A 24,528-nucleotide genomic window follows, 5' to 3' on the forward strand; every position below is an offset into this window, starting at 1 on the left:
CTTTCTTATTTTTTCCGTTTACCAAATATCATCCATACTACTAATAAAATACCAACGGTAATTAGAAAAATAACAATTACAGATACTACAGAAGATTCCTCACTATCATTGCTGGTTTGTTGTTCAGTTGAGGTTTGCTTCTCTGAATCTTGATTTATATCATTTCCATTTCCCTCTTCATCATTTTTTAGATCTTTATTTTCTATACTTTCATCTTTAGTTTGAATTTCATTATCCTCGGATTTTTTGTCTTCAACTTCCTTTATAGTAAATGAATATTGATTTTCAATAAGATGACCGTCTGCCCCAATTATTTTCCAATTCACATGATATGTATCCGGCTCAAGTAATTCCTGAAATGTTGCATTTAATACATTATCTGTTATCTCAACAGACAAGGGTTGAATTTCTTTCCCACTATCATTTACAAGGGAGAGTGTACTTCCATTTTCAATTTTAGTGTTGAAGGTTAACTCTATACTATTTACGCTTTTTTTTAGTTGCTGGCCATCGGTTGGTGTTGATTTCTCAAGAACAGAATGTGCACTAGCGATGCTAAAGGGGATAATACTGAACAACAAAAGCACTGCAACTATAAACAAATAAAACTCTCTAATTTTAAACATGAGATCTTCCCTTCTCTAAGTCATCAAATTTACGTATATCAGAATAATATCATTAACTGAATAAAAGATATTTACCCAGTACCAATTGTTAGTAAATCGTCATAATGAAGCGAAGAATACTTTATTGACAAAAGGTAATTTCTCGTTAAATCCATAATACTTTTGTAAACATAGCTATTACCAACATTCTCATTAAAAGGCTTCGTCAAATATAATGACGAAGCCAAATTTAATTCACATCAGAATTTATTTTCTTACTCTTAAACCTTCAATACTAACTTTAATCTATATGTTAATTAGAAGTTTTACTTAACAACGGTACTCTTGTTTTAATACATTTAATTATTATTTTTAATGCTCATGATCATGTTCCTTAGATTCTTGATCATTTTGACATAATAAGGAGTCTTCATGTGGATGATCATTATTTTCCATCTGAATGGTTACATGACCAATACCTTGATGTTCTAGTTTATGTTCTATTGTTCTCAATATTTTTTGACTTTCAAGTACAGATAAATTTCCGTCTACCACCGCATGGCAAGAAAGAGCATTTTGTCCACTTGTAATACTCCAAACGTGTAAATCATGAATACTTAATACACCTTTGACACTCTCCATTGTTTTAATGATTTTATCCAATTCAACACTTTTGGGAGTACCTTCCATTAATACATGAATAGCATCTTTCGTGACTCGCCAACCACTTATTAATACAAGAATTGCTACAATTACACTGGCAAGTGGATCAGCCCAACCCCAACCAAAGAACATTATTAACAATGCAGCAGTAACTGCGCCAACAGAACCAAGAAGATCACCTAACACATGTAGAAAGGCTGCGCGCAAGTTTAAATTTTCTTCTGTATCACCACGCATTAATATCCATGCAACCAAAATATTTACTAACAAACCAATAGAAGCAATAATTAACATTCCAGTTGATGCAACTTCAGGTGGTTCTACAAAGCGGTGATAAGCTTCATAAAATATATAGATAGAAATTAAAATGAGTGTAACTCCATTAAATACAGCTGCTAATATTTCAAATCGTTTATACCCATAAGTTTTACTGTAATTAGCTACTTTTTCTCCAAGGGTAAAGGCTAATAATCCGACCCCAAGTGATACCGAATCACTTAACATATGTCCTGCATCAGATAATAACGCAAGACTATTTGTAATGAATCCCCCAATAGCTTCAATAATCATATAGACTGTAATAATAATAAAACTTATCATTAAAGCTTTTTTGTTTGCTCCATGTGTATGGTCATGTCCATGATCGTGTCCCACTTTTAAAACCTCCTTTTTTTCATATGAATAACGCGAACTAATACTTCTTAACCCTTATTATTGGTTTTGGAACACTAAATATGACATGCGTGTTCTATAGTTTGCCTTAACATATTCATTACGTGCTCATCATCATGAGAGTAATATAATGTAGTCCCCTCCCTACGATATTTTACTAAACGTAGATTTTTTAAAAAACGTAATTGATGTGAAACAGTCGATTGTCTGAGGTGTAAGGTTTCTGCAATACCATTTACAGAGAATTCATTATGAAACAATAAGTTAAGAATTCGTATTCTAGTTGGATCTCCCAATGCTTTAAAAGTTTGTGAAACTACAAATAAAGTTTCTTCATCAAGGTCCTTATTTTTTATTTCTACTTGTTCCTTATTATCTTCCATAAAAATTTGCCCCTTTCAAAAATATACGGATAAAAGTTGATTAAAGATTAGATTAAATGAACATTTTATAACGCCAACCATTATATGTATATATTAGTATATACTCATATATTACATTTGTGAAAAACTATTGTCAAATAGTATTATAAATAATCAGTATAATCATTAGCCGATATCAATATAAAATAAGAGACAACCTTTTTTAGGAGAGATTACATGGGTATAGCTTGGATAATTAGTGCATTCGCCTCTGCTCTTGGCATTAGTATTGGTGGTGGACTGGCATGGGCAATGAAAGGATTCCAACGAGGTTTCGGTTATATTTATTCTTTATGTGCTGGACTAATTGTAGGATTATTATTTCTTGAAATGATTCCTGAAAGTATTGAGTTAGGCGGTTGGGTAATTCTTGCTATTGGAATAGCAATAGGGCTATTTCTATTTCAATACATTCATCACTTAATAGGTAAAATTACTATTATTACAGATAGTCACCAAAAAGATATCTTTGTTCGTTCTGGTCTACTTTTAACTTTAAGCATAGCATTTCATAATCTTCCTGTGGGTATCGCATTAGGCTCTACAATTGGTACTGACTTTAGTGATTTTATGCTATCAACGCTTATTATACATAATATTCCAGAAGGTATAATCGTCTTTACTCCTCTATTTCTAGCAGGATTTGGCATCTTTACTTGGGTTATAGTTACAGTTCTCATCTCAATCCCAATTGCTTTAGGTGCAATGTTGGGGCAATTTATTGATACAAGTATAACTTCACTTGCTTTTATAATAAACTTAGCCATTTCTATTATTTTTATGGTTGCAGTAAAGGAGATTTTCAAGGAAGCAGTTAAGAATTTAAATTTATTCTCTTCCACTATTATGGGAATTGTTGGATTTATAATTATTTACTTGTATATGAACTTACCTATTTAACTTCACTTGTAATTTAATTATTTTTAAGTGGTTTCAAAGCTTATTTTAAATAATTGAGCCAAGCAGCTTTACATAATTCAGGACATATTATATGTAATAATATCAAAAGTCTAATTTCTCACACAAGGTGGAGGAACCAGGCTTTTTTTCTTTCAAAATCCACAAAGTTGTAAATCATATGACCATAGATATTGCAGTTAAAATTACATATTATTGCTCAATGAACGTGCTCTTTAATTTAAGGTAGTTTCAACAATCATTAAAGCACCTATTACTTCAAAAACAGTTTACGAAATTCCCTTGGAGTTAGATTTTCAAACTCCTTAAACTTCGTTGAAAAATTTGCGCTATCACTGTATCCAACTTCTATTCCAACATCTGTGATTGAATAAAAATGATTAAGTAGTAATTTTTTTGCTTTATAGATTCTAACCATATGTAAATAGTGCAGAGGAGTAATCCCCACTACTTCTTTGAATGATCGTTGGATATGGTAAGAATTTTTTTGCAAGACATTGCTTAATCTTGTCAAAGTGACATTCATTTCGTAATGATGATCAATGTACTGTTTTGCTTTTTCTACGAGTTCCTCTTTATATCCCCGCCATTCTAGATGATCGGGTTTACATCGATTACAGGGGCGAAATCCTTGTTGTATGGCAGTATTAACATCCCTAAAGATGGATACATTCTTGGGGTTTGGAGTACGAGATGTGCAAGAAGGTCTACATACTGTTTTAGTTGTTGAAAGTGCATAGTAAAAATTCCCGTCATAACTACGGTCATTATTATAAATTGCCTTCCATTGTCTGTTGTTCAATGTCTCTAATCACCCTTTCGGATTGGAAGTCAAGATTGTAAAAGTAATTTCAGTCAATGTAAGTTATCTTAATATAAAAGAGTACTCGTACGCACCTACCTCTTTAATTATAAAAAGGAGCATAATAATGAATATTTTCGAGAAGTTTCAAACAGTTATTATTTTATTGGCAGTAGGTGTCGGACTTTCATTAGGTCAGTTTACCTTTTTTGAACAGAACGCTGAGTCATTCATCATTCCATTTTTATTACTCATGTTATATGGGTTATTTCTAACTATTCCATTGCACCATTTAAAAGTTGCATTTAAAAATATAAAGTTTTTTAGTGCTAGTACCATTATAAATTTTATCTGGACTCCCTTATTAGCCTGGGGTCTTGGTGCGATTTTCCTTACAGATCACCCTGCTTTATGGATTGGATTTATCATGTTTATGGTCACACCATGTACAGACTGGTATTTGATGTTCACTTCTATCGCCAAAGGTAATGTGTCATTATCCACTTCTGTATTACCGATTAATTTAATCCTTCAGGTGTTACTTTTACCTGTATATCTTTTTATTTTTGCAGGAACCATTCAAACCGTTCCAATATCGACCATTATAGAAAGTATTGTATTGGTTTTAGTTATACCTTTTACACTTGCTCATTTAACTCGTTATTTATTGAGGGATAAGGTAACATTTTTAAATAAGAAACTCGTCCCCTTTTTCTCATCTGCACAGATTATATTTTTATCATTAGCCATCACAGCCATGTTCGCATCTCAAGGCAATTATTTAATTAATAATTTTGAGGTCATTTATATATTAATTATACCAATTTTACTTTTCTTTATTATTAACTTTATTGTTGCACAAACCGTAGGGAAATCAATGAAGTTTTCTTACGAAGATACAGTGAGTCTGAGTCTCACTATCATTGCCCGTAATTCTTCTGTTTCTTTGGCTATTGCTGTGACAGCATTTCCAGATCAACCACTGATTGCACTCGCTTTAGTAATCGGACCACTTATTGAGTTACCTATCTTAGCCATTGTATCTCAAATATTACTCTCATTAAGATGAAAAACAAGTAAAATAACTATCCGCTCGTAAAACGGTCGGTTTTAGTTTCTCCCTACAAGGGCATTTTACCAACGAGGCCTCTAAAGGGGCTTCGAAATTGACCGTCAACCGTTTATATTCCTATCTATTTTTTAATTGGATCGACGTATTCACGTTTACTCATGTTGTCTCGTAGTCTATCCTCAAATTCTTGTTCACGAAAGTACTTTTCCACCTTTTTTTGATAGCCCACTGTACTGACATAGTAATCTTTTGCCCTAAATGTGCGGTTTCCATGATTGTACTTTAGGTTTCCATGTCTATCGCGAATCATTAAGAGCTTTTACCTTTTAAGTAATACACATAAAGTAAGATACTGACATCTTTGGTGGTATCTTCACCAGCATATGGATGTGGTCGAGCATGGCATGAGCCTCGATAATTTCTACATCTTTCATCTCACATAAATGTCTTAAGATCCCCCGATGTCTCTTCTTAACTTGCCATAAATTACTTTCCTTCTATACTTGGGTATAAAGACTATGTGATACTTACAATTCCATCGGGTGTGTGATAACTATTGTCACTCGACAGGAGTAGATCTCCTTTCTATATATAGAGTCGGTTTGACGGCCAACTCGATTATTCCAAAAGGAGATTTTTTCTGTTACAACTCTACAAGTTGAATTCTCACACAGGCAAAGCCTGTGGTTTTAAAACCAGTAATAAAAAGGAATCCCTTTTAAAAAAATTAATCATAACGGATTCTTTTGCAAATTTTAATTTAGTTTATATAAAAAAGTTGGATCTATTTTTACCTTTACGTTCAACAATATGGACTGATTGTTGAACACCTAATAAAGTTCAGTATGAGCCTACTAAGCATTACAAAAAATTATTCTAAACTCTATTCTACTAATGGGATTTACACAAAGGAGTGACGTGGTAAATTGCATGGCATTTGTTGATTTATTCTTTGTCATTTGTTAGTAAAAGCTATGGTAGAAGTGGTAAATATCAGGGGCCGTAATCATTTCCTTATTATACAGAACTTTCAACTTTAAATAGACGGATTTTTTCTGCAAATTATGTTTAGTATAGTATGGAAAATTCACCAAAAATCTACTTCCTTTCTAAAACTTTTCTTCTCAATTCCCAATTCCATCAAAGTTTTTCGCCATACAGACAAAAATACCGGGTTGTTTATTTTAAAATTTAAATGCTTTTGCAATGCATCTACTCCAGGGTAAATATCTTGTGATATTAAATGAGTGATAGTATTAATAAGCTCTTGATTACAATTATCTATATAGACTCTGCGCTTTCTTTGCTTACTATCTTTATTCTTAGCACTAATAAGTTTAATCAGATCTGGAAACTTTCTGCGGAGCCGATATTGAGATATTCCAAGTTCTTCTTCAATATGAGATAAGTATATGGGCTCTTCTTCAATTGAGTTACTGATTTCTTGTAGTTTTTCTTTGACTCTTTTCATTTCAATTGTCTTATATTTTTTAGAGATAGATGTAAACCTTCCTCTTTTCTGAGCCATTAATTTATTTTTAACTTTTATATCTTCTACTAAATTAGGGAAATACTTTTTTAAAGTGGACGAACAAATTTTTAATTCAGTAGTTATCTGTTCTAATGTTATTACTCTTTCTAACATTAACACTTTTTGTAAGTATGCCATTACCTTTTTACAATCATTTTCATGATTGTAGAATCTATACATCTTCTTTTCTACATTTTGATTGATCTTATCGTTATTTTTTTTAATCTTATTTATTAAATCCGGAAAACTTTCTCTTAACGTTTTTCTTGATACATTTAACTTCTTTGATAAAGTGGTAATTGAGATAATATCCCCTTGCGATTTTATGATGTTATTTAAACTTACTTCCAGTGCATTATAATGTACTCTATGATTATACCTTATTTTAGATTGCCTATTTAAGCTCTTAAAAGAAATATCTTTAACCTCTCCACTCAGAATTTCTACTAATCTTATATCTAATAACCTACTAATTTTAAGTAATAATGTTATGTTAGGAATTGTTCTTCCCTGATTATACCTCAATAAAGACCCCGGATGCATTTCCAAATTGTTTAAACTAAATTCTCTTAATGAAATTTTCTCTCTCAATTTATCGTTAATAAAATTAATCGATGATATAAAGGGTTTCCTGCTAATTTTTGCTGTAGCAAAAAAGAAATCAACCAAATCTTCAATTTCTTTAGAATTATAAATAGTATCTCCATACATACTTATAAAATTAGTATCCACACTCTTCTTGTACCCAAGCCAACTACAACAGTACTGACAATAACCGATTCTTGAATTGACATGTAGAATATTCTGTAACCTACCACATTGGTTACACGTGCTTTTTAAGAAAATTGAATGTTTTAAACAGATGTCATAATGATTTATGTTCCAAATCAATTTTTCATAGGGTACGTTTAAATCTTCTTTCATTTGTTGTAGACATTCAGGACACCAAGTTCGTTGGCTCTTCATTAATTTTGTTTTATTTATCACATCTCCAAATTTATTTATAGTAAGGCTGGATAGATTCTTTTGTTCGGTCAATCTTTCCAGAATCTCTATATTAATTTCGCTAAACTCACCAAGACCATTTATATGACGAGAATATCCTCTATAAATGTTAGTAGAGTAGTTGAAATTGTACTCTTTTAAATGTGGCATTAGAATTTTCGAGGTTAGGATACCAATTGAAACCTTATGAGCGTTAGCCAATCTTACTAAATAACTACTTAAACTTTCAACATTCTTCCCTTCATTGGCTATAGGTTTTATACTATATAAAGGGGTAGTTACTAAATCATCTTCTTTTTGCTTAATAGAAATTATATCGTACATTTCATTCGGCTCCTGAACCATTTCTATCACCACCACATAGCTAGATTTATGCCTCTTTCTCTGTAATGCCAATTTCATCCCTATTTGGGTTTCGTTTCCCTACTTCCTTATTCTTGGTTTTGTTGTTACTCTTTTTACTGTCCTCTAAATCCATCAATTTACTTAATCCTAATAATTGTTGAAGTTTATAACTATCGTCTTCCCTTTTTTTCATATCTCTTTCACCTCTAATAGCCTCTTCCGCTATTTTTAAAGCTTTTGATGGAAGTGGAGCGTTATTCTTTAATATTTCGTATGAAATACTTGGTAACTTTCTATTTAATGCTTGAATTAAACAAACATCTAACCATTCTTTAAGAATACCTATACACCCTACTGTTCTCTCGTATAAAAATTCCCAGTGCATTACAAGTTCTGATTTCTCACTAAGAGGTAAATGATTTTCAAATGTATAAATAACACTTTTAAATTCTCGTACGTCTTGGGCTATATTTAAATCATATCGTCGGAAATGGATTTCATTTGTACGTCTTCCTAGTTGGCCATTCAAATCAAAGAAGCTCATTAAATCATAAGTACCAAACATGACAAAAACAGCACCAGTTAAGTTAGCAATTGACTTTATTGCATCCATTTGATCTTGTATAGCCTTGGCACCAGGAATTTTGAGGAGATGTTGTGCTTCATCCAATAATATTATTTTTGTTTCTCTGTGAATAATCGCATTTTCAAGTGACTCTCTTAACTCTGGTGCAGTAGATGGTAAATGATTGGGGATATATCTTTTATCTTTTCTCTTTTCGGGTTCGCTCACAATTTTGTATTCAATAAGAGGCTCATTCATTTCCTTGAGCATCCTCCTATAGAAATCCTTCCAATTGAACTTTCCGTTATCAGGGGATGGTAACTCGATAGAGACAATGGGAATAATACCTTTATCTTCCTGCAGAAGTGTATGGTATTTATTTAATATTTCAATTTTAACTCTTTTACATAAAGTTGATTTACCGACCCCTGTTGGACCAAAAACTTGGTATACTCTCCCTCTTTTCGATTCCTCAATCTTCTCAATCAAAGTTGTGTGTACACGCTGAATTATGGGATGATTAATCGTCCGGTCACGGAAAAAGTTCTTCTTTTCAAGAATGGTGGTAGTTGTTTGCCCATAAAAAACTTCCTTATTTTCTTCCATATTAAAACTCCTCATATAAATCAAGATAGTGTTCCTCACTATTGCTTTCCATTGACTCTTCTGTGTTAAAATTATTAGAAGTAGTTATGTTGCTATTGCTTGTATCAAATTCTTTATTTCTATACTGAATTAAGTTGTTTGTTTCATCAGCTCTGGTTTTTAACAATTTAAATTGAACATTATTCTCCGATTCAGTGATAAATTTTGATATTTTTTGAGCATTTAATGAAAAGCTTTTTACGTGGTTGTGCTTCGTCTTTTTGATTTCTGAGGTAATAAACTTTAGTTCCTTCTCTGTTATGTTTTTAAATACTGAATAGTATTCAGATATGCATTTAACCCATTTCTTGTTTACATAAGCATATGCGATTCCTATATTAAAAGGGTCAAATCTTACCTTTACTTTTGTTTTATTTGAATGTAGAATTTTAAAGTCATCATGCCAATAATAGATATAATTTATTTTTACTCCACTTCTTTGAATAGTTACCTCACCATTTCTAGTTGAAGGAAGCGTCAAAATTTCAAAAAGAGTATCATATGGAATGTAAAAGTCCTTTCTTTCACCTGAATAAAATAGGCCCATTTTAAATGCCTCTCTTGGAGTCCCTCCCAAGGCAGGATGATCAATTGTCTCATATAATTCGAAGAAGTAATGATCTAAGGCCGAGGACAATTCATACAAATTCCAAATGGCATGATTCTTTGGATTTACACTTTTGGTAACCTCACGTACATTTTTCATTATCTGGGTATTCCCTTGCAAGTTGTTAATAAAATTTGTATTAGTTGTACCAAAAAGTCTTTCTAATACTGAACCATACCTGGGTTTTGCAGCAGGCCTCCAAATAAGTTCTTTTTCATACATAGCTAATAATGTTTCAAAGTATATACTATGAAATTCCTTTCCGTTATCAACAAATAATTGCTGAGGTAGTCTGTTATATCGCCTAACACAGTCTCTAAAAACCATTAAACATGATCTATAACTTGGTGGTTCAAACGATAAATAAAAAGCTATGACTTTTCTTGAAAATGCATCAATCATTAGAGATAAATATGGCCTACCAAGGCTTTTTCCAGTACTTGAGCATACCAGTTCTATGTCCAATTCAGTATGATCTAAATGACAAATGTTAAAAGGGAAATCCCCATGTCTGGGTGTAGTCCTATTCAATTCCCAGTAAAATGTTTTCTTTTGATATCCAGCCCTTGTACCTTTACGTTTTTTAACTTGCTCTTCGATTGGGCGCTTTTTAATATAAGAATAAAAGGTTACTGAACTTGGGGCAATATAACCCTTTTCTTCACATTTATTTTTAAAAGCACCATATACTTGGGCTACATTTTTTTGAACTATAGATTCATATTCATTTTGTATATGTTCATTCATTAGTTTCATCACTTCACTACTGAATCTATCCTGTTTATTCCCTTTATCCTTATCTTTTGGAAGTAAGCCAACATAGCCATTCCCAAATAAATTTTCTGCCTTTCTATACTTTCCTACCCAGTCACGTACCTTTCGTAAATTTGGTTCATCCTTAGTAGTAAATTCTTTAGATCCAAATTTTATATATTTTTTCACATGCTTCAGTCTGTAGTTTGCTTTTTTATAATCTTCTTCACTTGCTTCAGTAATAAGATCAATAAGAGGGTCATTAAGATCTTCCTTTTTTTGTCCAATAATTTTCCCTTCTCTTACTAACTTATCAAATAACTCTCTTGAGACTTCATTGTATTTGTCCTCAGAACTAAGTGAAACATTATTATCTCCAATATTAATAAGTGTCCAGATATAATTATCCCACAGAATCTTTGTACCAATATCAAAGGAAATCTTTAATGGGGAAGGCAAATCTTTTTCACATGAAATTAAATTAATATACATTTCTTCATGTTCTTTATGCAAGAAAACCTTTATTGAATCAGGTTCTGCTAAGGCACTTTCTTTTAAATCGACATATATATCACTGTTTATAATAGAAACATACACATCGTCTGCAGAAAAAGTACAATCATTAGAATGATTTATTAATTGTTTTAGTGAAATTCCTGGATTCTGGAAAATTACTTGTCTAATTTCATCTAAAATAGATATATTAATTTCTAAATCCTTCCCTTTTCTCAGGTAATCATCAAGAAAAACAAAATTTCTATGCAAATTCCAATTGATAATACTATTAGTACATACCTGGAATTCAAGGCCTAATTCCTTAGCAAACTCTTCTCCTGGGGGACATCTCCAATTCCCTTTGTCATCTCTGATATATTTCCATGGCTGCTTTTTTGACAATATTAATAGATCATCTTCATTTTTCCACTCTACCCATCCAGCAGTATTTTCCTTGATTACAAAGAAGTCTGGGGTATAGAGTGTCCCACTATTTTTCCCTTTATTGTTAACATAATTTAATTTTATCTTATTTGGTTGATCATAAAACTCTAACACCGTGTCATCATTCTCCATCATTAAAACAGCAGGTCCCTCGACCTTCTTACTTTCCCATTGAATATACACTCCCATTTTTTTCGATGGATATTTTCCAGAGGGACTTCTTCCGCCTCCTCCTACTAAACGTGCAGGTAGCGAGAAACGAATGTTCTTATTGATATAGTCCTGCGTATCTTTTGATACTTTATTATTTTCACACCAGCTGAGAAATTCTAACTCATCTAAGATTATAATCGCCTCCGAAAATTCAAATATTATGGTAAAGTCGGTTACTACATATTTTGTTTATTCGGAAAATGTAAAAAACTCTCCATTTATATTTTTCGACATTTCATTAAATTTCCCTTTAGTTTTGAGAAAAATGATGAAATATGCCTATTTAATAGTACTTTTCCATTTTAAAGCTACTTTTCTTTCCCTAATTAAATATCGCCCACCGAGTAAAGATTCAACTTTTCTTCTACTCGGATACGTATCACTATTAACTAATTTCTCTATTGCCATCTTCATTTCGATCTCTACATTTTCTTCTCTTTTAATTTTTTTCCTTTTTAAATACTTAGCATATATATCTACAATTATTTTACTTTCTGTTGGGTACTTAATATATAGCAAGCGTCTGTCACACCCAATTGATGAGGCTATGCTTCTAAGAGATTTCGGAGAAGTGATTGATTCCTGTTGAATATACTTATTAATATAACTCTTTATATAAACATGATCATATTTTTGTCTTACATCAATTTTTGTCGCCGGTGACGCTGCATCAAGGATAATATTAAGTTTCAATACAGGAACTTTGTTAAAGAAATTAACTACTGAAATATCTAGTCTTAAACATATTGATACTAATGAATTAAGGGGAGGAATGTTATGCCCTTTGTACCAATACCTAAATGTGGAATTAGCTACTTTAAAGTATTCTGCTGCTTTTTTTATGTTTCCTCCAAAAAGTTGCTCCACATAAAATTTTAAGCTTTCAGAAATTTGCTCTCTTCGATACATAGTATTTGAATTAGGAATCATCATTTGCAGAATTAGGATCGTCTTTTTAATATCCTCAGAATTATCATCTATCCTTGGAGTCCGCCCTTTTCCTCCGAGCCATCTTTCACAGGTGGAACAGCTACCTGGCTTTCCATTTCTTGAAAGTACTGACATCCTTTTAGAACAAAATGGACAATGTGTAGATAATTTAATTCTATGTATTGTACAAATGCTTACTATTTTTAGTGTCCACACTAATTGTTCGTAAATAGGCTCTTCATTATCTAAAGCAACTTGAAGGCACTCTGGACACCACGCTTTTTCAGTCCTCATCAACCCACGCGAAGGTAACACATGAGACCAGGAAATCATTGTCATGCCTTGTAAATCATTTCTCGTTGTTAATGATGATAACCTCAATAAAATCTGTTGCTAAGGTTCCAATTCCATTTATTCCATTTGATGAATCATAAAAACCATTACCACCCTTTTTTGAGATATTCAGTAAATATTTCTTATCTAATAAGGGGGTAATGAGTTTTGCAAATAAGGTTCCATATTTAACATTGTGAGCATTTGCTAGTCTTAATACATAACTTGAGAGAGATTCTTTAAATTGAGTATTTATTCCTATGGGTTCTATATTATAGAGGACACTTCTTGATTCGTCTTGTGGAGAAATTGGATCCAACTTATTCACCCCAATTTATTTGAGGTTAGTTTCTTTCTCTAATTACTTTTTATGCAAAAGATATAAAAATTACATAGAAACTTATTTGTTTTTAGATATTTAAGTAACTCCCTAACTGTAGCCAGAATTTACATTTTAATCTAATTATTCACTGCAATTAATAAAATAGTAAAGCGGAATTTTCGTATTAAGACGGCCTCTTCTACTTTACTAACAGCACGGACGAGAACCTAGAAAACATCTACTTTATTAAGCCATAAGGTGACTTATTCTAAAATAATAGCCTCTGCAAGGTTTCTTAACATTTTAACCTTATAATAGAAAATAATTTTAACAGAGGTGATTGAATGAAGTGTGAAACCATAACCTTACCAAATAAGCGGGATCAACTTACAAATACAGGCATCATTTGTAAGTTAAATAAGAGGATGACAATCACCATACCGAAAAAAATCAGAAAAAGATTATCTTTAATGGCAGGAGATGAAGTTGCTATCTCCATGATTGCCAAATCAAATGAGTTAATAATTCGAAAAGTCATTGAAGATACATTGGATAATAAGATGATTATAAACGAAAAAGGCGCAATTCGAATCCCTATAGAATTAAGAAGGTTCCTCTCCTTGGAAAATGGGGATTTGTTTCTCCTTAATTTAAAAGACCACGGTCCTTTTATCTCACTTAAAAAGCTCAGCAAATAATAATATTCTATCTAATAAGGACTGTCTTTTATTTGTAATTATTATTTATATATCCTAACTATTCACCGGATTTAGGTGTGTTATTACCAAATCCAAAACTAGAATATTAAGCTAGTATTACAAGTACTGCGTCTGCACATTTTCTCCATACTTTCTATTTACAATTAGGCAGGTATTAACATTTGCAAAAGAGGAGTCATACCACCTATGAAGTTAAAGAAACTTATGGAAGAAATTAAAACGGTGAGTGAAATGAATTCTGAGACAGCGAACCTCATTGTTACTGGTATAGCAGATAGTTCAGATAGCGTGTCACAAGGCCATATTTTTGTTGCAATTAACGGGTTCAATCAAGATGGTCATCAATTTATTCAGGAAGCTATTGAAAAAGGTGCATGTTTAATAATAGGTGAATCAGAGATTACCGGTTTAACTGTACCTTACTTACAAGTTGATAGTAGTAGAAAAGCTTTGGGAATCCTTGCAAATAAATTTTATGGCACTCCTTCAAACCATAAGCTAATGATAGGGATTACAGGAACGAATGGCAAGACCACGACAAGCTATATCTTGAAACATATCTTAGAGAATAATGGAAAATCGTGTTCTTTAATTGGAACAATACAAAATGTCATCAATGGCCAAGTTAAGAAGAGCACTAACACTACCCCAAGTTCATTAGATTTACATGGATTAATATCGGAAAGTAAGGATGAGGTAGTCATAGTGGAAGTTTCCTCACACGGGTTATCTCAATATAGGGTACAGGGCATAACATTTGATCTTTGCTTGTTTACGAACCTTGAACATGAACACTTGGATTACCATCCTACAATAGAAGATTATTTTCAAACAAAGATGCTATTGTTTGACCATTTAAAAGAAGGTGGACAAGCCATTGTTAACACTGATAATCATTGGGGGAAAAGACTCGTTAAAATCTTACAAGGCAGAGGAATTAACGTAAATTCGATTGGCCAATCTTCTAATAATAAATTTAAGATACTTGATTTTAATTTTAAAAACTCTAATCTTTCTGTTGAAGATGGAGATGAAGCAAACCTTATTTTTTCTCCTATGTATGGAATTCATAATATGTATAATACTTTGATGGCTTATGTTAGTGCTAGACTGGTGGGTCTTGGTGAAGATTCTATTATTGAATGCATTTCAAATTTCCGAGGTGTAGAGGGCCGATTTGAGAAAACTAAACTGTCTAATGGCGCTATCATCGTAGTCGACTATGCCCATACATCAGAATCAATATTACACTGCTTAACAACTGCAAAACAGTACGGTGCGAAGAGAGTAATCCATATATTCGGTTTTAGGGGAAATAGGGACCAAAGTAAAAGACAAGAAATGTTGACAGTAACCTCCGGCACAAGCGATCAATATATTTTGACCATGGATGATTTAAATTCTGTTCCTCAAAATGAAATGATAGAAACACTGAAAAGCCTAAACAACCTCTATGGAAATGAAAAAGGTCTCATCATTCCTGATCGAACCCTGGCTATAAAGTGGGCTATAGAACACAGTAATCCAGAAGATTGGATTATTATCACAGGAAAAGGACACGAAACATACCAGCAAAATTACCGTTTGCAAACTAATTCTGATAAAGAAACCGTTTTGTATTTTAGTAATAAGAAAAAACATTCCCGGAGTAATTAAATATGAGGAAAATTATATTATTTATTACCACGATTGTCGCCGTAAATTCTTTGTTTGGTTCAAAAGCCTTCGGAGAATCCCATCCTTCTCCGCCTTCTCTGGAAAGTGAGGCTGCTATTTTACTAGAAAGAAATTCAGGACAGGTTCTCTTTGATAAAAACGCCAATTCTCAAATGTATCCTGCAAGTGTGACAAAAATTGCTACAGCAATCTATGCGATTGAAACAGGCAACCTTGATGATATTGTAACTATTAGCAGTAATGCCAGAGCCAAAAATGTGGAAGGAACCACCGTCTATTTGGAAGAGGGAGAAAAAGTAACATTGAAGGAGCTGGTCCAAGGTTTATTAATCAATTCGGGTAATGATGCAGGTGTAGCAATTGCTGAGCATTTAAATGGTAGTGAAGAGCAGTTTTCTAAAGACATAAACACTTATCTAAAAAACGTTATTGGCGTCCAGGATACTAACTTTGAAAACCCACATGGTCTATTTAATTCAGAGCATCGTACAACCGCAGAAGATTTAGCAAGAATAACACGGTATGCCATGAAAAATGAAACCTTCAGGGAAATATTTGGAACAAAAGAATTAGAGTGGAATGGGCAAACGTGGGACACAACCATACTTAGCCACCACAAATTAGTTAAAGAGGAAATACCTTATAAAGGTGTAACAGGCGGGAAAAATGGCTATGTAACCCAATCCGGCTATACATTAGCGACAACAGCTGAGCGAGATGGTTTAAGCTTAATAGTAATCACCTTAAAAGGCAGCATGAAAAATGTTCCCTATGATGACACGATCAAGCTACTAGACTATGGATTTGAGAATTACAGAACATCCATTATTTCAAAGGGGACCAAATTTAAGGTAGAAGATCAAGAGTACACAACCTCTGAGAGAATAGCTTATACTCACCCAAAGAATGAACAACTGAGTAAAGATATAAAAGAGGATGGGACCATGGAAATCATTGCTCAAGATGGAAAAGTAGCAGCTGCTTATCAGCTAGAGGAAGTTTCAAATAAAACAATTAATGTTAAAATTAAGTTGGAAAACACTACTACTAATAAAGTAAGATACGGTAGCATTTTTGATGAGCAGGATCCATATCTAGCATATTTTTCTATCGCCTTTCTCCTAAGCATGATTGGTATATTCTATCGTCAAAATATATACTGCTTGAGGAAGATAAAGTAAGAATACAATTTCAATAATTTAATGGTGAATTGTTTTCATTTTTCTTTCCTTATAGAACAAAGATTGGCATTTATATTATGGGCCAGAATGAAACTTGATGATCAGAGAGATTCCGTAAAAAAATAACATCCTATGAATTTCCCTAGTAATATCCTAGTTAATAAGCATTTACTTCTATGAGCCCATCGTAAAGTTCGTTAAAAACCTCTGAAAATTGATTAATAGTGTTACTTAATTCATTTTCATCGTTATCTATACCACCTACTTCAACTAAGATTGGCTTATTGGAAAAATCCTGATTGTATACGCCACTACCTACGGTGGTCGATTTTAAGTAAACGCCTTAACTTAACCCAGTGTACCTTTCTTCAATTCTAACACCTGTTTAATCAATGAAAATTGAAGAAAAGACACCTGCTAGCTATGGAGATATGCATATACAGCAGGTGTTGTCTTCAAAACTTTGCATTTTCCTTTGGTAGTTGTGAAAAGATAATAGAAATAGATTCTGATACATTTCATTTAAGTAATATGGAGTTCCTGTTTTATATTTTCGATTCCAAACCGATCCACAAACCTATAAAATTTCTCCCTCTTTTTACCATTTTCTCTATATAAATCTAATACCCGTTCCACAAGCTCATATAATTCTTCAGGCTGGAGATTCGACTTGACTAATTTTCCGATTCTTGCATCTCTTCCAATTGATTTACCGCCAATGTATAGTTCAAACGTATTTTTATCTTTCATGACACCTATATCATTGATTAATGGTTCGCCACAACCTATCGAACAGCCTGTATATGCAGGTTTTAATGTAAAGGGTACTACCTGACCTGCAATACGACGATTTAATTCCTTAGCGACAGGCATCCCCTCTTCTTCTTCACCTTTGCAAAAGTTACAGGTTCTTAAATTCTTTACATACTTCCCCACCTTATAATATTGCAATCCGACTTTATCGAATGTTTTTTTAGCTTCTTCCCATTCAACTTCTGGAATTTGAACGATGAGTTGTTGAAAAGTGGTCAATTCTATATCCGTATCTTCGTCCAGATACGTACCTAATACTGCTAGTTGCTTCGGTTTAAGTTTTGCACCAAAACCTATACCATCATTTACAGCTATTGGTATATACTTCTTTGACTTCATAGCTATTCTTCCCCCCTTCTTAAACTATATAAGTATTGTTAAACTAAATATATAGCATACCCCTGTATAGTATATGATATTTTTATTCAATCTGAACACTTTTAATTAGGTTAGTAGGGATTGACGTCAACATGGGAAGTTCAGTAAAAAGACTAAGCAGGAATTCTGCTTAGTCAATGAAAATCATTTTAGTTTAATCAATCTTCAACAATTGTGCATTAATTGCAACAATAATCGTACTCAATGACATCAGGATAGCTCCAATAGCTGGTGTTATCAGGATGCCTGCAAAATATAACACGCCCGCAGCCAAAGGAATTGCTATAATGTTATAACCCGTAGCCCATGCCAGATTCTGAACCATTTTCCTGTAACTTGCCTTCGATAATTTGAAAATATTCAAGATATCTACCGGGTTACTATTTACCAGTACAACATCTGCCGTCTCTATTGCAACGTCTGTACCTGCACCAATTGCAATACCTAAATCTGCCTCAGCCAAGGCGGGGGCATCATTGATTCCATCACCAATCATACCAACCTTCCTACCACCTTCTTTAAGTTTTTTTACATTATCTGATTTTTCATGTGGTAAAACTTCCGCTATCACTTTTGACATTCCAAGTTTGTCACCTACATAATTTGCAACGCGGCTATTGTCCCCAGTCATCATCACGGTTTCAATTCCACGATTATTTAATTCCTCAATTACTTTATAAGAAGATTCGCGAATGATATCCGCCAACGCAATCATTCCTTGGAAGTCATTATCCTTTAATACAAAAACAACCGTCTTCCCTTGCTGGGCCAATTTCTCATATGTTTTAACATCGAACGATATATTATTAGCTTGCATGGCACCAGGACTGATAATTGCGATTTCTGTTCCGTTCACTTTTGCTTTTAATCCTTTACCGGTTAAGTTTCTATAATCCATTACCTTATAAAGTTCTAGTCCTCGTTCTTTTCCTTCTTTAACAATTCCTCTCGCAATTGGGTGATCAGACTGTGTCTCTACCGAATAAGCCAGTTTCAATAAATCTTCTTCAGTAACATCATTACTTGGATGAATGTCTGTTACACCAAAGTTCCCTTCTGTCAGGGTTCCCGTTTTATCAAACACCACACGGTCTAGTTTCCAGGCTCCTTCAAATGGCGTACGGTTACGAATTAATAATCCCTTTTTGGCAGCAATGCCAGTAGATCTAGAAGTAACCAGTGGTGTTGCCAAACCAAGTGCATGCGGACAAGCGATAATCAAAACGGTAACCATTCTTTCTAATGCAAATTCAAAATCACTTGTTGTGATCCAGTAAGCTATAGTTATGATTCCTGAAGTAACTGCAACATAAAATAACCATCTAGCTGCAATATCTGCAAATCCCTGTGCTTTCGACTTCGTTTTTTCTGCATCGCTTACCAACTTGATAACTTGAGATAAATAGGTATCATTACCAGTTTTGTTAACCTTAATTTTTAATACGCCTTCCCCATTGACAGCTCCGCCAATTGCTTCCATTCCAGGAGCCTTTTCTACTGGAACAGATTCTCCAGTCAACATGGATTCATCGACCGTTGATTCCCCTTCAAAGATTTCACCATCAAGTGGTATCTTTTCCCCTGATTTCACTAGGATATGGTCTCCAGGCTGCAATTCTTCTACAGATACCTCTACAATATTTCCAGATGCATTAATCTTATGTGCTTCTTTTGGCATCAGTTTAATTAACTCTGCGAGCGCTTTTGAAGCCCCCATTAACGATCTCATCTCTAACCAGTGACCCACTAGCATAATGACAATCAACGTGGCAAGTTCAAAGAAAAAGTCACTACCTTCTATAAAAAAGGCTGTTAAGGAACTATAAACATAAGCAGTAACAATTGCTAGCGAAATTAACAGCATCATCCCTGGTGCTTTAGCTTTCAATTCATCCAAGGCACCAAGTAAAAACGGTTTTCCTCCATAGAAAAAGACAATAGTTGAAAGTAAGAATAACAACAGTGTATTACCTGTAAAATTTACTTCATATCCTAAAAGCATTTGAATCATTGGTGACAAGTAAGTTATGGGTAAAGACAAAACCAAGGAAATCCAAAAACGTTTTTTAAAATCTCCTACCATGTGCTCATGATGACCGGAATGCCCTTCTTCATGTCCACTGTGGTCATGGGATGAGTGGCTAGAGTGTTCATGACCTTCATATTCATTATGATGACCTTGTCTATTATGCTCCGATCCTCCCTGGCTACTATCATTGGTTTTATGACTAGGATTTTCGTGCCCACTGTGTTCACTATGACTGTGCTTATTCTTCTGTTTGTTATCATGATGCGTCGCCATTGCTATCAATCCTTTCAATATATACTCTTTTTAAGACACTCTTATAAGTTGTGCAAAAAAGGTTCGTGTTATTACAATCATATAATACGGTACCCCTGTACGGTATTATATAAACTAAGGATATTGTTAAGAAACTGTGCATTTTTTATGGAGATATTTGAAATTAGTTTGTTTTAGTAACTAGTGGGAAACGTATACTATGTAAGATAAAAAATTTAATTAATTCAGGAGGTTTTACAAAATGTCACACGAACAACATAAGGAACTAATCCAGTCGTTACATGAATGTGCCGTAGCTTGTAATCATTGTTATGATGCATGTCTGAAAGAGGAAGATATCAAAATGATGGCCGAGTGCATCCGGTTAGACAGAGAGTGTGCAGATATTTGCAGTTACTTAGAACATGCACTCTCAAGAAACACACCATTTGTTTCCGAATTAGCATCAGTTTGTGCTAAAATTTGTGAGGCATGTGGAAATGAATGTAAAAAGCATGACCATGAACATTGTCAGAAATGTGCGGAAGCATGTTTTAAGTGTGCAGAAGCATGCAAAAATGTTGCTTAAGATCTTCCATTAGTAGAAATTGCTCAAGCAGAGGTAGGCTACCTGCTTGAGCAATTTTTTATCATAATATGTTAGCTCACCTATTAATCCACTTATATCCGATTCCCCAAACAGTTTTAAAATACTCATCGATGGGAAAACCAACTTGGCGAATTTTTTCCCGTACATTTCTGACATGTGAGTCTACTGTACGTCCTTCAGTTTCTGAATTGAATCCCCATACTAAATCAATTAACTGCTCCCTGGAAAAGACACGTTCGGGATTTTTCATTAAAACTCCAATCATGGAAAATTCTTTGGGTGTTAATTTAATCGTTTCATTTTTATAAGAGAGCTCAAATCGATCATCATTCCATAACAAACCATTTACTTCAATCTGAGTAGCTGGTTTTATTCTTCGCAACAGTGCATCCATTCTCGCTACCAATTCCTCCTCATTAAAAGGTTTCGTAATATAATCATCTGCACCCAGTCTCAGCCCCTTCACGATATCTTCCTTCTGTTCCCGTGCAGTGACCATAATAATTGGCACTTCTGAAAAACGCCTTATTTCCTTACAAAGCTCCCACCCGTTCATTTTCGGCATCATAATATCAAGCAGAATGACGTCAAACTTCTCTACTTTTATATAGTAAAGAGCCTCTTTAGCCCCCAGTGCTTTTTGACACTGATAATGATGTGGCTTCAGGTACAATGCCAATAAATCCAACATCCGTTTTTCATCATCGATTAATAACACTTTATTCATTACTATCACCTCTTAACAACTTTATGATAAAACTAGTCCCTTCGCCCAGTTTACTTCTAACCTCAATCGTACCACCATGGAACTCCACGATTTCTTTTGCAATAGTTAATCCCAGACCAGTTCCACCACTCAATCTTGATCTTGATTTTTCCACACGGTATAAACGTTCGAATATATAAGGCAGGTCTTCTTCGGGAATCCCTTCCCCTTCATCTGAAATTATCGTTATAATTTCATGTTTATTTTGAGATACTTCTAATGAAATTTGCTTCCCTCGAGAGGTATGTTTTTTTGCATTATCCAGTATATTCAATAGCACTTGTTGAATTCTTTCAGGGTCAACATAAGCAATAATATGGCTAGGACAACGAACGGAAAATGTGATGTTCTTTTCTTCAAATACAGGGCGGATACGTTCCGTAATCGTACGAATGAGTTTTCCAAACACGACATCCTCTTTATTTATAGTAAACTTATTCTGATCCATTTTTGCCAGGTCAAATAAGTTTTTGATTAGTACCGCTAATTGTTCAGTTTCTTCTCGAATGATTTCAATATAATCATTTCTCTCGTTATTTGATATGCCACCTCGGCTTATTATATCTGCGTATCCTTTCAGATAGGTTAACGGAGTTCGGAGTTCGTGCGAGATACTGGCCAGAAATTCATTTCTCTCTTTTTTTAATCGTTCTAAGTCATCCGATAACTTCGTAATTGAAGCTGCCAATTCCCCCAGTTCATCTCTACGATCAGTATGTAGCTCCACCTTATGTCTACCTTTACTTAGTTGTTCCGTTGCTTTCTTCATTTTAACCAATGGTTTTGTAATAAGTCTGGAAAGGATAAAAACTGTAATAATTGTTAGAATAATTGTAACAAATCCTATAAATACAAATTGGTCACTTAAATGATCGACAATTCTTTTGATATTATTGGTATCAGCGAACATAAATACGTGCCCCTGATGTTCCTCATTTATTGTAATGGGACTATCTGTAGCTATATATTTTTTATCTGGCCAACGTTCTTCCAGTACTTTACCCTCATTAGGCATTTGATTATAATCCGTGTGTTCTATAACATCCATCATTTCCTCTTCAATTGGATCGGAAGTGATGATGACGTTCCCTGTGGCGTCTGTAATCATGACAGTAAAATCTGATTCGGACTCCATTATAGCAACGTGTTCTAATGTTGATTGGTTATAATTTTCCTCCAATATCGCACTATGTGTATTACCACGGGCCAATAGGTTATTCATCACTTCCTCAATCCGCTCGTTTGCCAAGTTCGTATACAGAACAAAATACAGGAAGGCCTCAATAATCAAAATAAATACAAAAAACAGAAGACCAATTTTCAATGATAGTTTATTTAACATAGATGACCCCTTTATTATCACTAGGTTAGTTTATCGATTATAAGAAGTATAGCACTAACGATTATTTAGCTTATTGCACCTGTTTTCCTGCTTTTCATTAAAATTGCTCCACTTGCTCCAAAACACCAAGTTAAAAAATTGACTACCAGCAACGGAAGTGATGTTCCTAAGCCAAATACAGGCATCAATGTCAGGTATAAATGGTGGGTGCATCTACATTACTGGTAAGTTGGCAGGGTAGGAACGACTCCAATCACTCGTAAGAAGAACGCAAACAAAAAGGGAAGACGTTCAAAGCTATATGCAATTTGTTGAAGTTTCCCACTTAGTTTACTACTGATTTGATTAACAAGATCAAACATATTTTGTTCAACGAACTATCTATCATATCTTATTTAGCTTGGCCATTATCTAGAATTTGCACCCATGATTCAGAACCATCTTCTGTTAAATAAGCGTTCCCTTTTGTGGTATAAATTGACAATTGATTTTCATCGTTTGGATTTTGTGCAATATAGACCGGTCCATCCTCTGTTAATTCTGGCAAATTTATTGTTTCTTCTTCTCCCATTTCAACATTATATTTTATAAGTTTTGGACTTGTACTATAGCTTGCATAATATAAATTTTCATTATTAAAAAACACAGCTGTTCCAACATCGTTTCCATCGGTTAAAATTTGGAAACTGTCCCCTCCGTCTATAGATAGATAGATTCCATTTGAACTGGCAGCTGCAATAAAACTTGAATTGGATGGATGAATCGCTAATGATAGAATTTCACCTGAAAAACCATTTGCGCTTACATTTTCCCAGGTCTCCCCCTCGTCAGAACTCCTATAAAAGCCCTGTTCTAATTCAGAGTTTTTAGCAGGGTTCATCAAAAAAATGTCATGACTCTTATATCCTACTGCCATGGCATGAAAGTCGGTTTCACCCTCAAATTTAAGGTGCTCTAGGGTCCTGCCCCCATCGAAACTGCGCTGAATACCGATTGGGTTTGGCAAATCAGAATCCTCTTCCGGATGTCCTGATGTATAAAAGCCTTCGTCTACTGCATTAAAGCCCATATAGTCATTAAAATTTTTAGCAGTTTCATACCATTTACCATTGTGGAATATTTTCAGTCCAGTATGAGTAGCAAAATACAATCCTTTATCTTTTCCAGCGTAGCCGATGCCATGAACATGATCTATACTTCCTTCAAAGTCGACTTCAAAACCTTCCTCTTGATTACTACTACAGCCTGCTATAAGTACAACTGTGATAATTATTACAATAATTATTGTCTTTTTCATCATTTTTAATCTGCCCCCCCAAATCAGCAACTAATAAAATTTCCAAAATGAATGTTAACTTTTCTATAGTTTAATAAAAAAGCATCTATGTTTTTTGCAGATATTCTTTACCGGTATAAACT

General features: G+C 33.7%; 21 protein-coding genes and 3 pseudogenes. 6 read left to right on the forward strand and 18 right to left on the reverse strand.

Annotation, left to right across the window (positions count from 1 at the left end):
- Positions 1 to 5 precede the first annotated feature (5 nt).
- The 3 genes from LG273_RS13000 to LG273_RS13010 all read right to left on the reverse strand — a co-directional run bounded on the left by LG273_RS13000 (position 6) and on the right by LG273_RS13010 (position 2,323).
- Positions 6 to 626, reverse strand: coding sequence for a copper resistance protein CopC (locus tag LG273_RS13000; RefSeq protein ID WP_238020178.1), 621 nt, complete (start codon positions 624 to 626; stop codon positions 6 to 8).
- A 351-nt stretch (positions 627 to 977) separates the two neighbouring features.
- The gene (locus LG273_RS13005; RefSeq protein WP_338044641.1) at positions 978 to 1,922 is read right to left on the reverse strand and encodes a cation diffusion facilitator family transporter; all 945 of its coding nucleotides are present in this window, start codon (positions 1,920 to 1,922) and stop codon (positions 978 to 980) included.
- Positions 1,923 to 1,996: 74 nt separating this feature from the next.
- Entirely contained in the window at positions 1,997 to 2,323 is a 327-nt protein-coding gene (locus LG273_RS13010; RefSeq protein ID WP_238020179.1) for a metalloregulator ArsR/SmtB family transcription factor, read from the reverse strand.
- 216 nt (positions 2,324 to 2,539) lie between these two features.
- On the opposite strand from LG273_RS13010, the gene LG273_RS13015 reads away from it, so the two are divergent.
- Positions 2,540 to 3,262 (forward strand): ZIP family metal transporter, encoded by a 723-nt coding sequence (locus LG273_RS13015; RefSeq protein WP_379561841.1) that lies wholly within the window; start codon positions 2,540 to 2,542, stop codon positions 3,260 to 3,262.
- Positions 3,263 to 3,533: 271 nt separating this feature from the next.
- Here the strand turns inward: LG273_RS13015 and LG273_RS13020 are convergent, their stop codons facing one another.
- Positions 3,534 to 4,082 (reverse strand): Ada metal-binding domain-containing protein, encoded by a 549-nt coding sequence (locus LG273_RS13020; protein WP_238020181.1) that lies wholly within the window; start codon positions 4,080 to 4,082, stop codon positions 3,534 to 3,536.
- Between the two features lie 127 nt (positions 4,083 to 4,209).
- Between LG273_RS13020 and LG273_RS13025 the strand changes: the two genes are divergently transcribed.
- Positions 4,210 to 5,151, forward strand: a complete 942-nt coding sequence (locus tag LG273_RS13025; protein WP_238020182.1) for an arsenic resistance protein — start codon at positions 4,210 to 4,212, stop codon at positions 5,149 to 5,151.
- Positions 5,152 to 5,275: 124 nt separating this feature from the next.
- Here LG273_RS13025 and tnpA read toward each other — a convergent pair.
- The 7 genes and pseudogenes from tnpA to LG273_RS13060 all read right to left on the reverse strand — a co-directional run bounded on the left by tnpA (position 5,276) and on the right by LG273_RS13060 (position 13,339).
- Positions 5,276 to 5,674: pseudogene (tnpA, locus tag LG273_RS13030) on the reverse strand (IS200/IS605 family transposase).
- A 567-nt stretch (positions 5,675 to 6,241) separates the two neighbouring features.
- On the reverse strand, positions 6,242 to 8,014 hold the full coding sequence (locus LG273_RS13035; protein WP_404454210.1) for a TniQ family protein: 1,773 nt from the start codon (positions 8,012 to 8,014) through the stop codon (positions 6,242 to 6,244).
- A gap of 46 nt (positions 8,015 to 8,060) precedes the next feature.
- Complete coding sequence (locus tag LG273_RS13040) at positions 8,061 to 9,206, reverse strand: AAA family ATPase (protein ID WP_238020184.1); 1,146 nt, start codon at positions 9,204 to 9,206, stop codon at positions 8,061 to 8,063.
- 1 nt (position 9,207) lies between these two features.
- Positions 9,208 to 11,679, reverse strand: coding sequence for a TnsA endonuclease N-terminal domain-containing protein (locus tag LG273_RS13045; RefSeq protein WP_404454214.1), 2,472 nt, complete (start codon positions 11,677 to 11,679; stop codon positions 9,208 to 9,210).
- Between the two features lie 357 nt (positions 11,680 to 12,036).
- A complete protein-coding gene (locus LG273_RS13050) occupies positions 12,037 to 12,822 on the reverse strand; it encodes a hypothetical protein (RefSeq protein WP_404459608.1) in 786 nt (261 codons plus the stop codon).
- A gap of 90 nt (positions 12,823 to 12,912) precedes the next feature.
- Positions 12,913 to 13,026 (reverse strand): annotated as a pseudogene (locus LG273_RS13055) (XRE family transcriptional regulator); the annotation flags it as partial.
- Positions 13,027 to 13,036: 10 nt separating this feature from the next.
- Positions 13,037 to 13,339 (reverse strand): hypothetical protein, encoded by a 303-nt coding sequence (locus LG273_RS13060; protein WP_404454217.1) that lies wholly within the window; start codon positions 13,337 to 13,339, stop codon positions 13,037 to 13,039.
- Between the two features lie 347 nt (positions 13,340 to 13,686).
- On the opposite strand from LG273_RS13060, the gene LG273_RS13065 reads away from it, so the two are divergent.
- The 3 genes from LG273_RS13065 (at position 13,687) to LG273_RS13075 (ending at position 16,919) form a co-directional block, all read left to right on the forward strand.
- Positions 13,687 to 14,040, forward strand: a complete 354-nt coding sequence (locus LG273_RS13065) for an AbrB/MazE/SpoVT family DNA-binding domain-containing protein (RefSeq protein ID WP_238020187.1) — start codon at positions 13,687 to 13,689, stop codon at positions 14,038 to 14,040.
- 207 nt (positions 14,041 to 14,247) lie between these two features.
- Positions 14,248 to 15,717: a UDP-N-acetylmuramoyl-L-alanyl-D-glutamate--2,6-diaminopimelate ligase gene (locus LG273_RS13070; RefSeq protein WP_238020188.1), complete on the forward strand. Its 1,470-nt coding sequence runs from the start codon at positions 14,248 to 14,250 to the stop codon at positions 15,715 to 15,717.
- Between the two features lie 2 nt (positions 15,718 to 15,719).
- Positions 15,720 to 16,919: a D-alanyl-D-alanine carboxypeptidase family protein gene (locus LG273_RS13075; protein ID WP_238020189.1), complete on the forward strand. Its 1,200-nt coding sequence runs from the start codon at positions 15,720 to 15,722 to the stop codon at positions 16,917 to 16,919.
- A 157-nt stretch (positions 16,920 to 17,076) separates the two neighbouring features.
- On the opposite strand, the pseudogene LG273_RS13080 reads toward LG273_RS13075, so the two are convergent.
- The 3 genes and pseudogenes from LG273_RS13080 to LG273_RS13090 form a co-directional block, all read right to left on the reverse strand.
- A pseudogene (locus LG273_RS13080) lies at positions 17,077 to 17,235 on the reverse strand (stage II sporulation protein P); the annotation flags it as partial.
- A 206-nt stretch (positions 17,236 to 17,441) separates the two neighbouring features.
- Positions 17,442 to 18,071, reverse strand: a complete 630-nt coding sequence (locus LG273_RS13085) for a nitrite reductase (protein ID WP_238020190.1) — start codon at positions 18,069 to 18,071, stop codon at positions 17,442 to 17,444.
- 193 nt (positions 18,072 to 18,264) lie between these two features.
- Positions 18,265 to 20,412 (reverse strand): heavy metal translocating P-type ATPase, encoded by a 2,148-nt coding sequence (locus LG273_RS13090; protein WP_404454222.1) that lies wholly within the window; start codon positions 20,410 to 20,412, stop codon positions 18,265 to 18,267.
- Positions 20,413 to 20,653: 241 nt separating this feature from the next.
- Between LG273_RS13090 and LG273_RS13095 the strand changes: the two genes are divergently transcribed.
- Entirely contained in the window at positions 20,654 to 20,980 is a 327-nt protein-coding gene (locus LG273_RS13095; protein WP_238020192.1) for a four-helix bundle copper-binding protein, read from the forward strand.
- A gap of 76 nt (positions 20,981 to 21,056) precedes the next feature.
- Here LG273_RS13095 and LG273_RS13100 read toward each other — a convergent pair whose 3' ends face one another.
- From LG273_RS13100 to LG273_RS13115, 4 genes are all read right to left on the reverse strand, one after another.
- A complete protein-coding gene (locus LG273_RS13100; protein ID WP_238020193.1) occupies positions 21,057 to 21,728 on the reverse strand; it encodes a response regulator transcription factor in 672 nt (223 codons plus the stop codon).
- Positions 21,721 to 23,109 (reverse strand): sensor histidine kinase, encoded by a 1,389-nt coding sequence (locus tag LG273_RS13105; RefSeq protein WP_379561844.1) that lies wholly within the window; start codon positions 23,107 to 23,109, stop codon positions 21,721 to 21,723. The genes LG273_RS13100 and LG273_RS13105 overlap by 8 nt, the downstream gene beginning before the upstream one ends.
- Positions 23,110 to 23,327: 218 nt before the next feature.
- A complete protein-coding gene (locus LG273_RS13110; RefSeq protein ID WP_404454227.1) occupies positions 23,328 to 23,471 on the reverse strand; it encodes a hypothetical protein in 144 nt (47 codons plus the stop codon).
- Between the two features lie 29 nt (positions 23,472 to 23,500).
- The gene (locus tag LG273_RS13115) at positions 23,501 to 24,409 is read right to left on the reverse strand and encodes a F510_1955 family glycosylhydrolase (RefSeq protein ID WP_238020195.1); all 909 of its coding nucleotides are present in this window, start codon (positions 24,407 to 24,409) and stop codon (positions 23,501 to 23,503) included.
- Positions 24,410 to 24,528: the final 119 nt, after the last annotated feature.

Source organism: Oceanobacillus kapialis, assembly GCF_044790185.1.
Lineage (GTDB): Bacteria > Bacillota > Bacilli > Bacillales > Amphibacillaceae > Oceanobacillus_B > Oceanobacillus_B kapialis.

Bases quoted from the DNA above. Each gene is read 5' to 3' on its own strand.
- LG273_RS13000 (WP_238020178.1), bottom strand. From the start codon at position 626: ATGTTTAAAATTAGAGAGTTTTATTTGTTTATAGTTGCAGTGCTTTTG.
- LG273_RS13010 (WP_238020179.1), bottom strand. From the start codon at position 2,323: ATGGAAGATAATAAGGAACAAGTAGAAATAAAAAATAAGGACCTTGAT.
- LG273_RS13015 (WP_379561841.1), top strand. From the start codon at position 2,540: ATGGGTATAGCTTGGATAATTAGTGCATTCGCCTCTGCTCTTGGCATT.
- LG273_RS13025 (WP_238020182.1), top strand. From the start codon at position 4,210: ATGAATATTTTCGAGAAGTTTCAAACAGTTATTATTTTATTGGCAGTA.
- LG273_RS13035 (WP_404454210.1), bottom strand. From the start codon at position 8,014: ATGTACGATATAATTTCTATTAAGCAAAAAGAAGATGATTTAGTAACT.
- LG273_RS13040 (WP_238020184.1), bottom strand. From the start codon at position 9,206: ATGGAAGAAAATAAGGAAGTTTTTTATGGGCAAACAACTACCACCATT.
- LG273_RS13045 (WP_404454214.1), bottom strand. From the start codon at position 11,679: ATGATGGAGAATGATGACACGGTGTTAGAGTTTTATGATCAACCAAAT.
- LG273_RS13050 (WP_404459608.1), bottom strand. From the start codon at position 12,822: ATGTCAGTACTTTCAAGAAATGGAAAGCCAGGTAGCTGTTCCACCTGT.
- LG273_RS13065 (WP_238020187.1), top strand. From the start codon at position 13,687: ATGAAGTGTGAAACCATAACCTTACCAAATAAGCGGGATCAACTTACA.
- LG273_RS13070 (WP_238020188.1), top strand. From the start codon at position 14,248: ATGAAGTTAAAGAAACTTATGGAAGAAATTAAAACGGTGAGTGAAATG.
- LG273_RS13075 (WP_238020189.1), top strand. From the start codon at position 15,720: ATGAGGAAAATTATATTATTTATTACCACGATTGTCGCCGTAAATTCT.
- LG273_RS13085 (WP_238020190.1), bottom strand. From the start codon at position 18,071: ATGAAGTCAAAGAAGTATATACCAATAGCTGTAAATGATGGTATAGGT.
- LG273_RS13090 (WP_404454222.1), bottom strand. From the start codon at position 20,412: ATGGCGACGCATCATGATAACAAACAGAAGAATAAGCACAGTCATAGT.
- LG273_RS13095 (WP_238020192.1), top strand. From the start codon at position 20,654: ATGTCACACGAACAACATAAGGAACTAATCCAGTCGTTACATGAATGT.
- LG273_RS13100 (WP_238020193.1), bottom strand. From the start codon at position 21,728: ATGAATAAAGTGTTATTAATCGATGATGAAAAACGGATGTTGGATTTA.
- LG273_RS13105 (WP_379561844.1), bottom strand. From the start codon at position 23,109: ATGTTAAATAAACTATCATTGAAAATTGGTCTTCTGTTTTTTGTATTT.
- LG273_RS13110 (WP_404454227.1), bottom strand. From the start codon at position 23,471: ATGTTTGATCTTGTTAATCAAATCAGTAGTAAACTAAGTGGGAAACTT.
- LG273_RS13115 (WP_238020195.1), bottom strand. From the start codon at position 24,409: ATGATGAAAAAGACAATAATTATTGTAATAATTATCACAGTTGTACTT.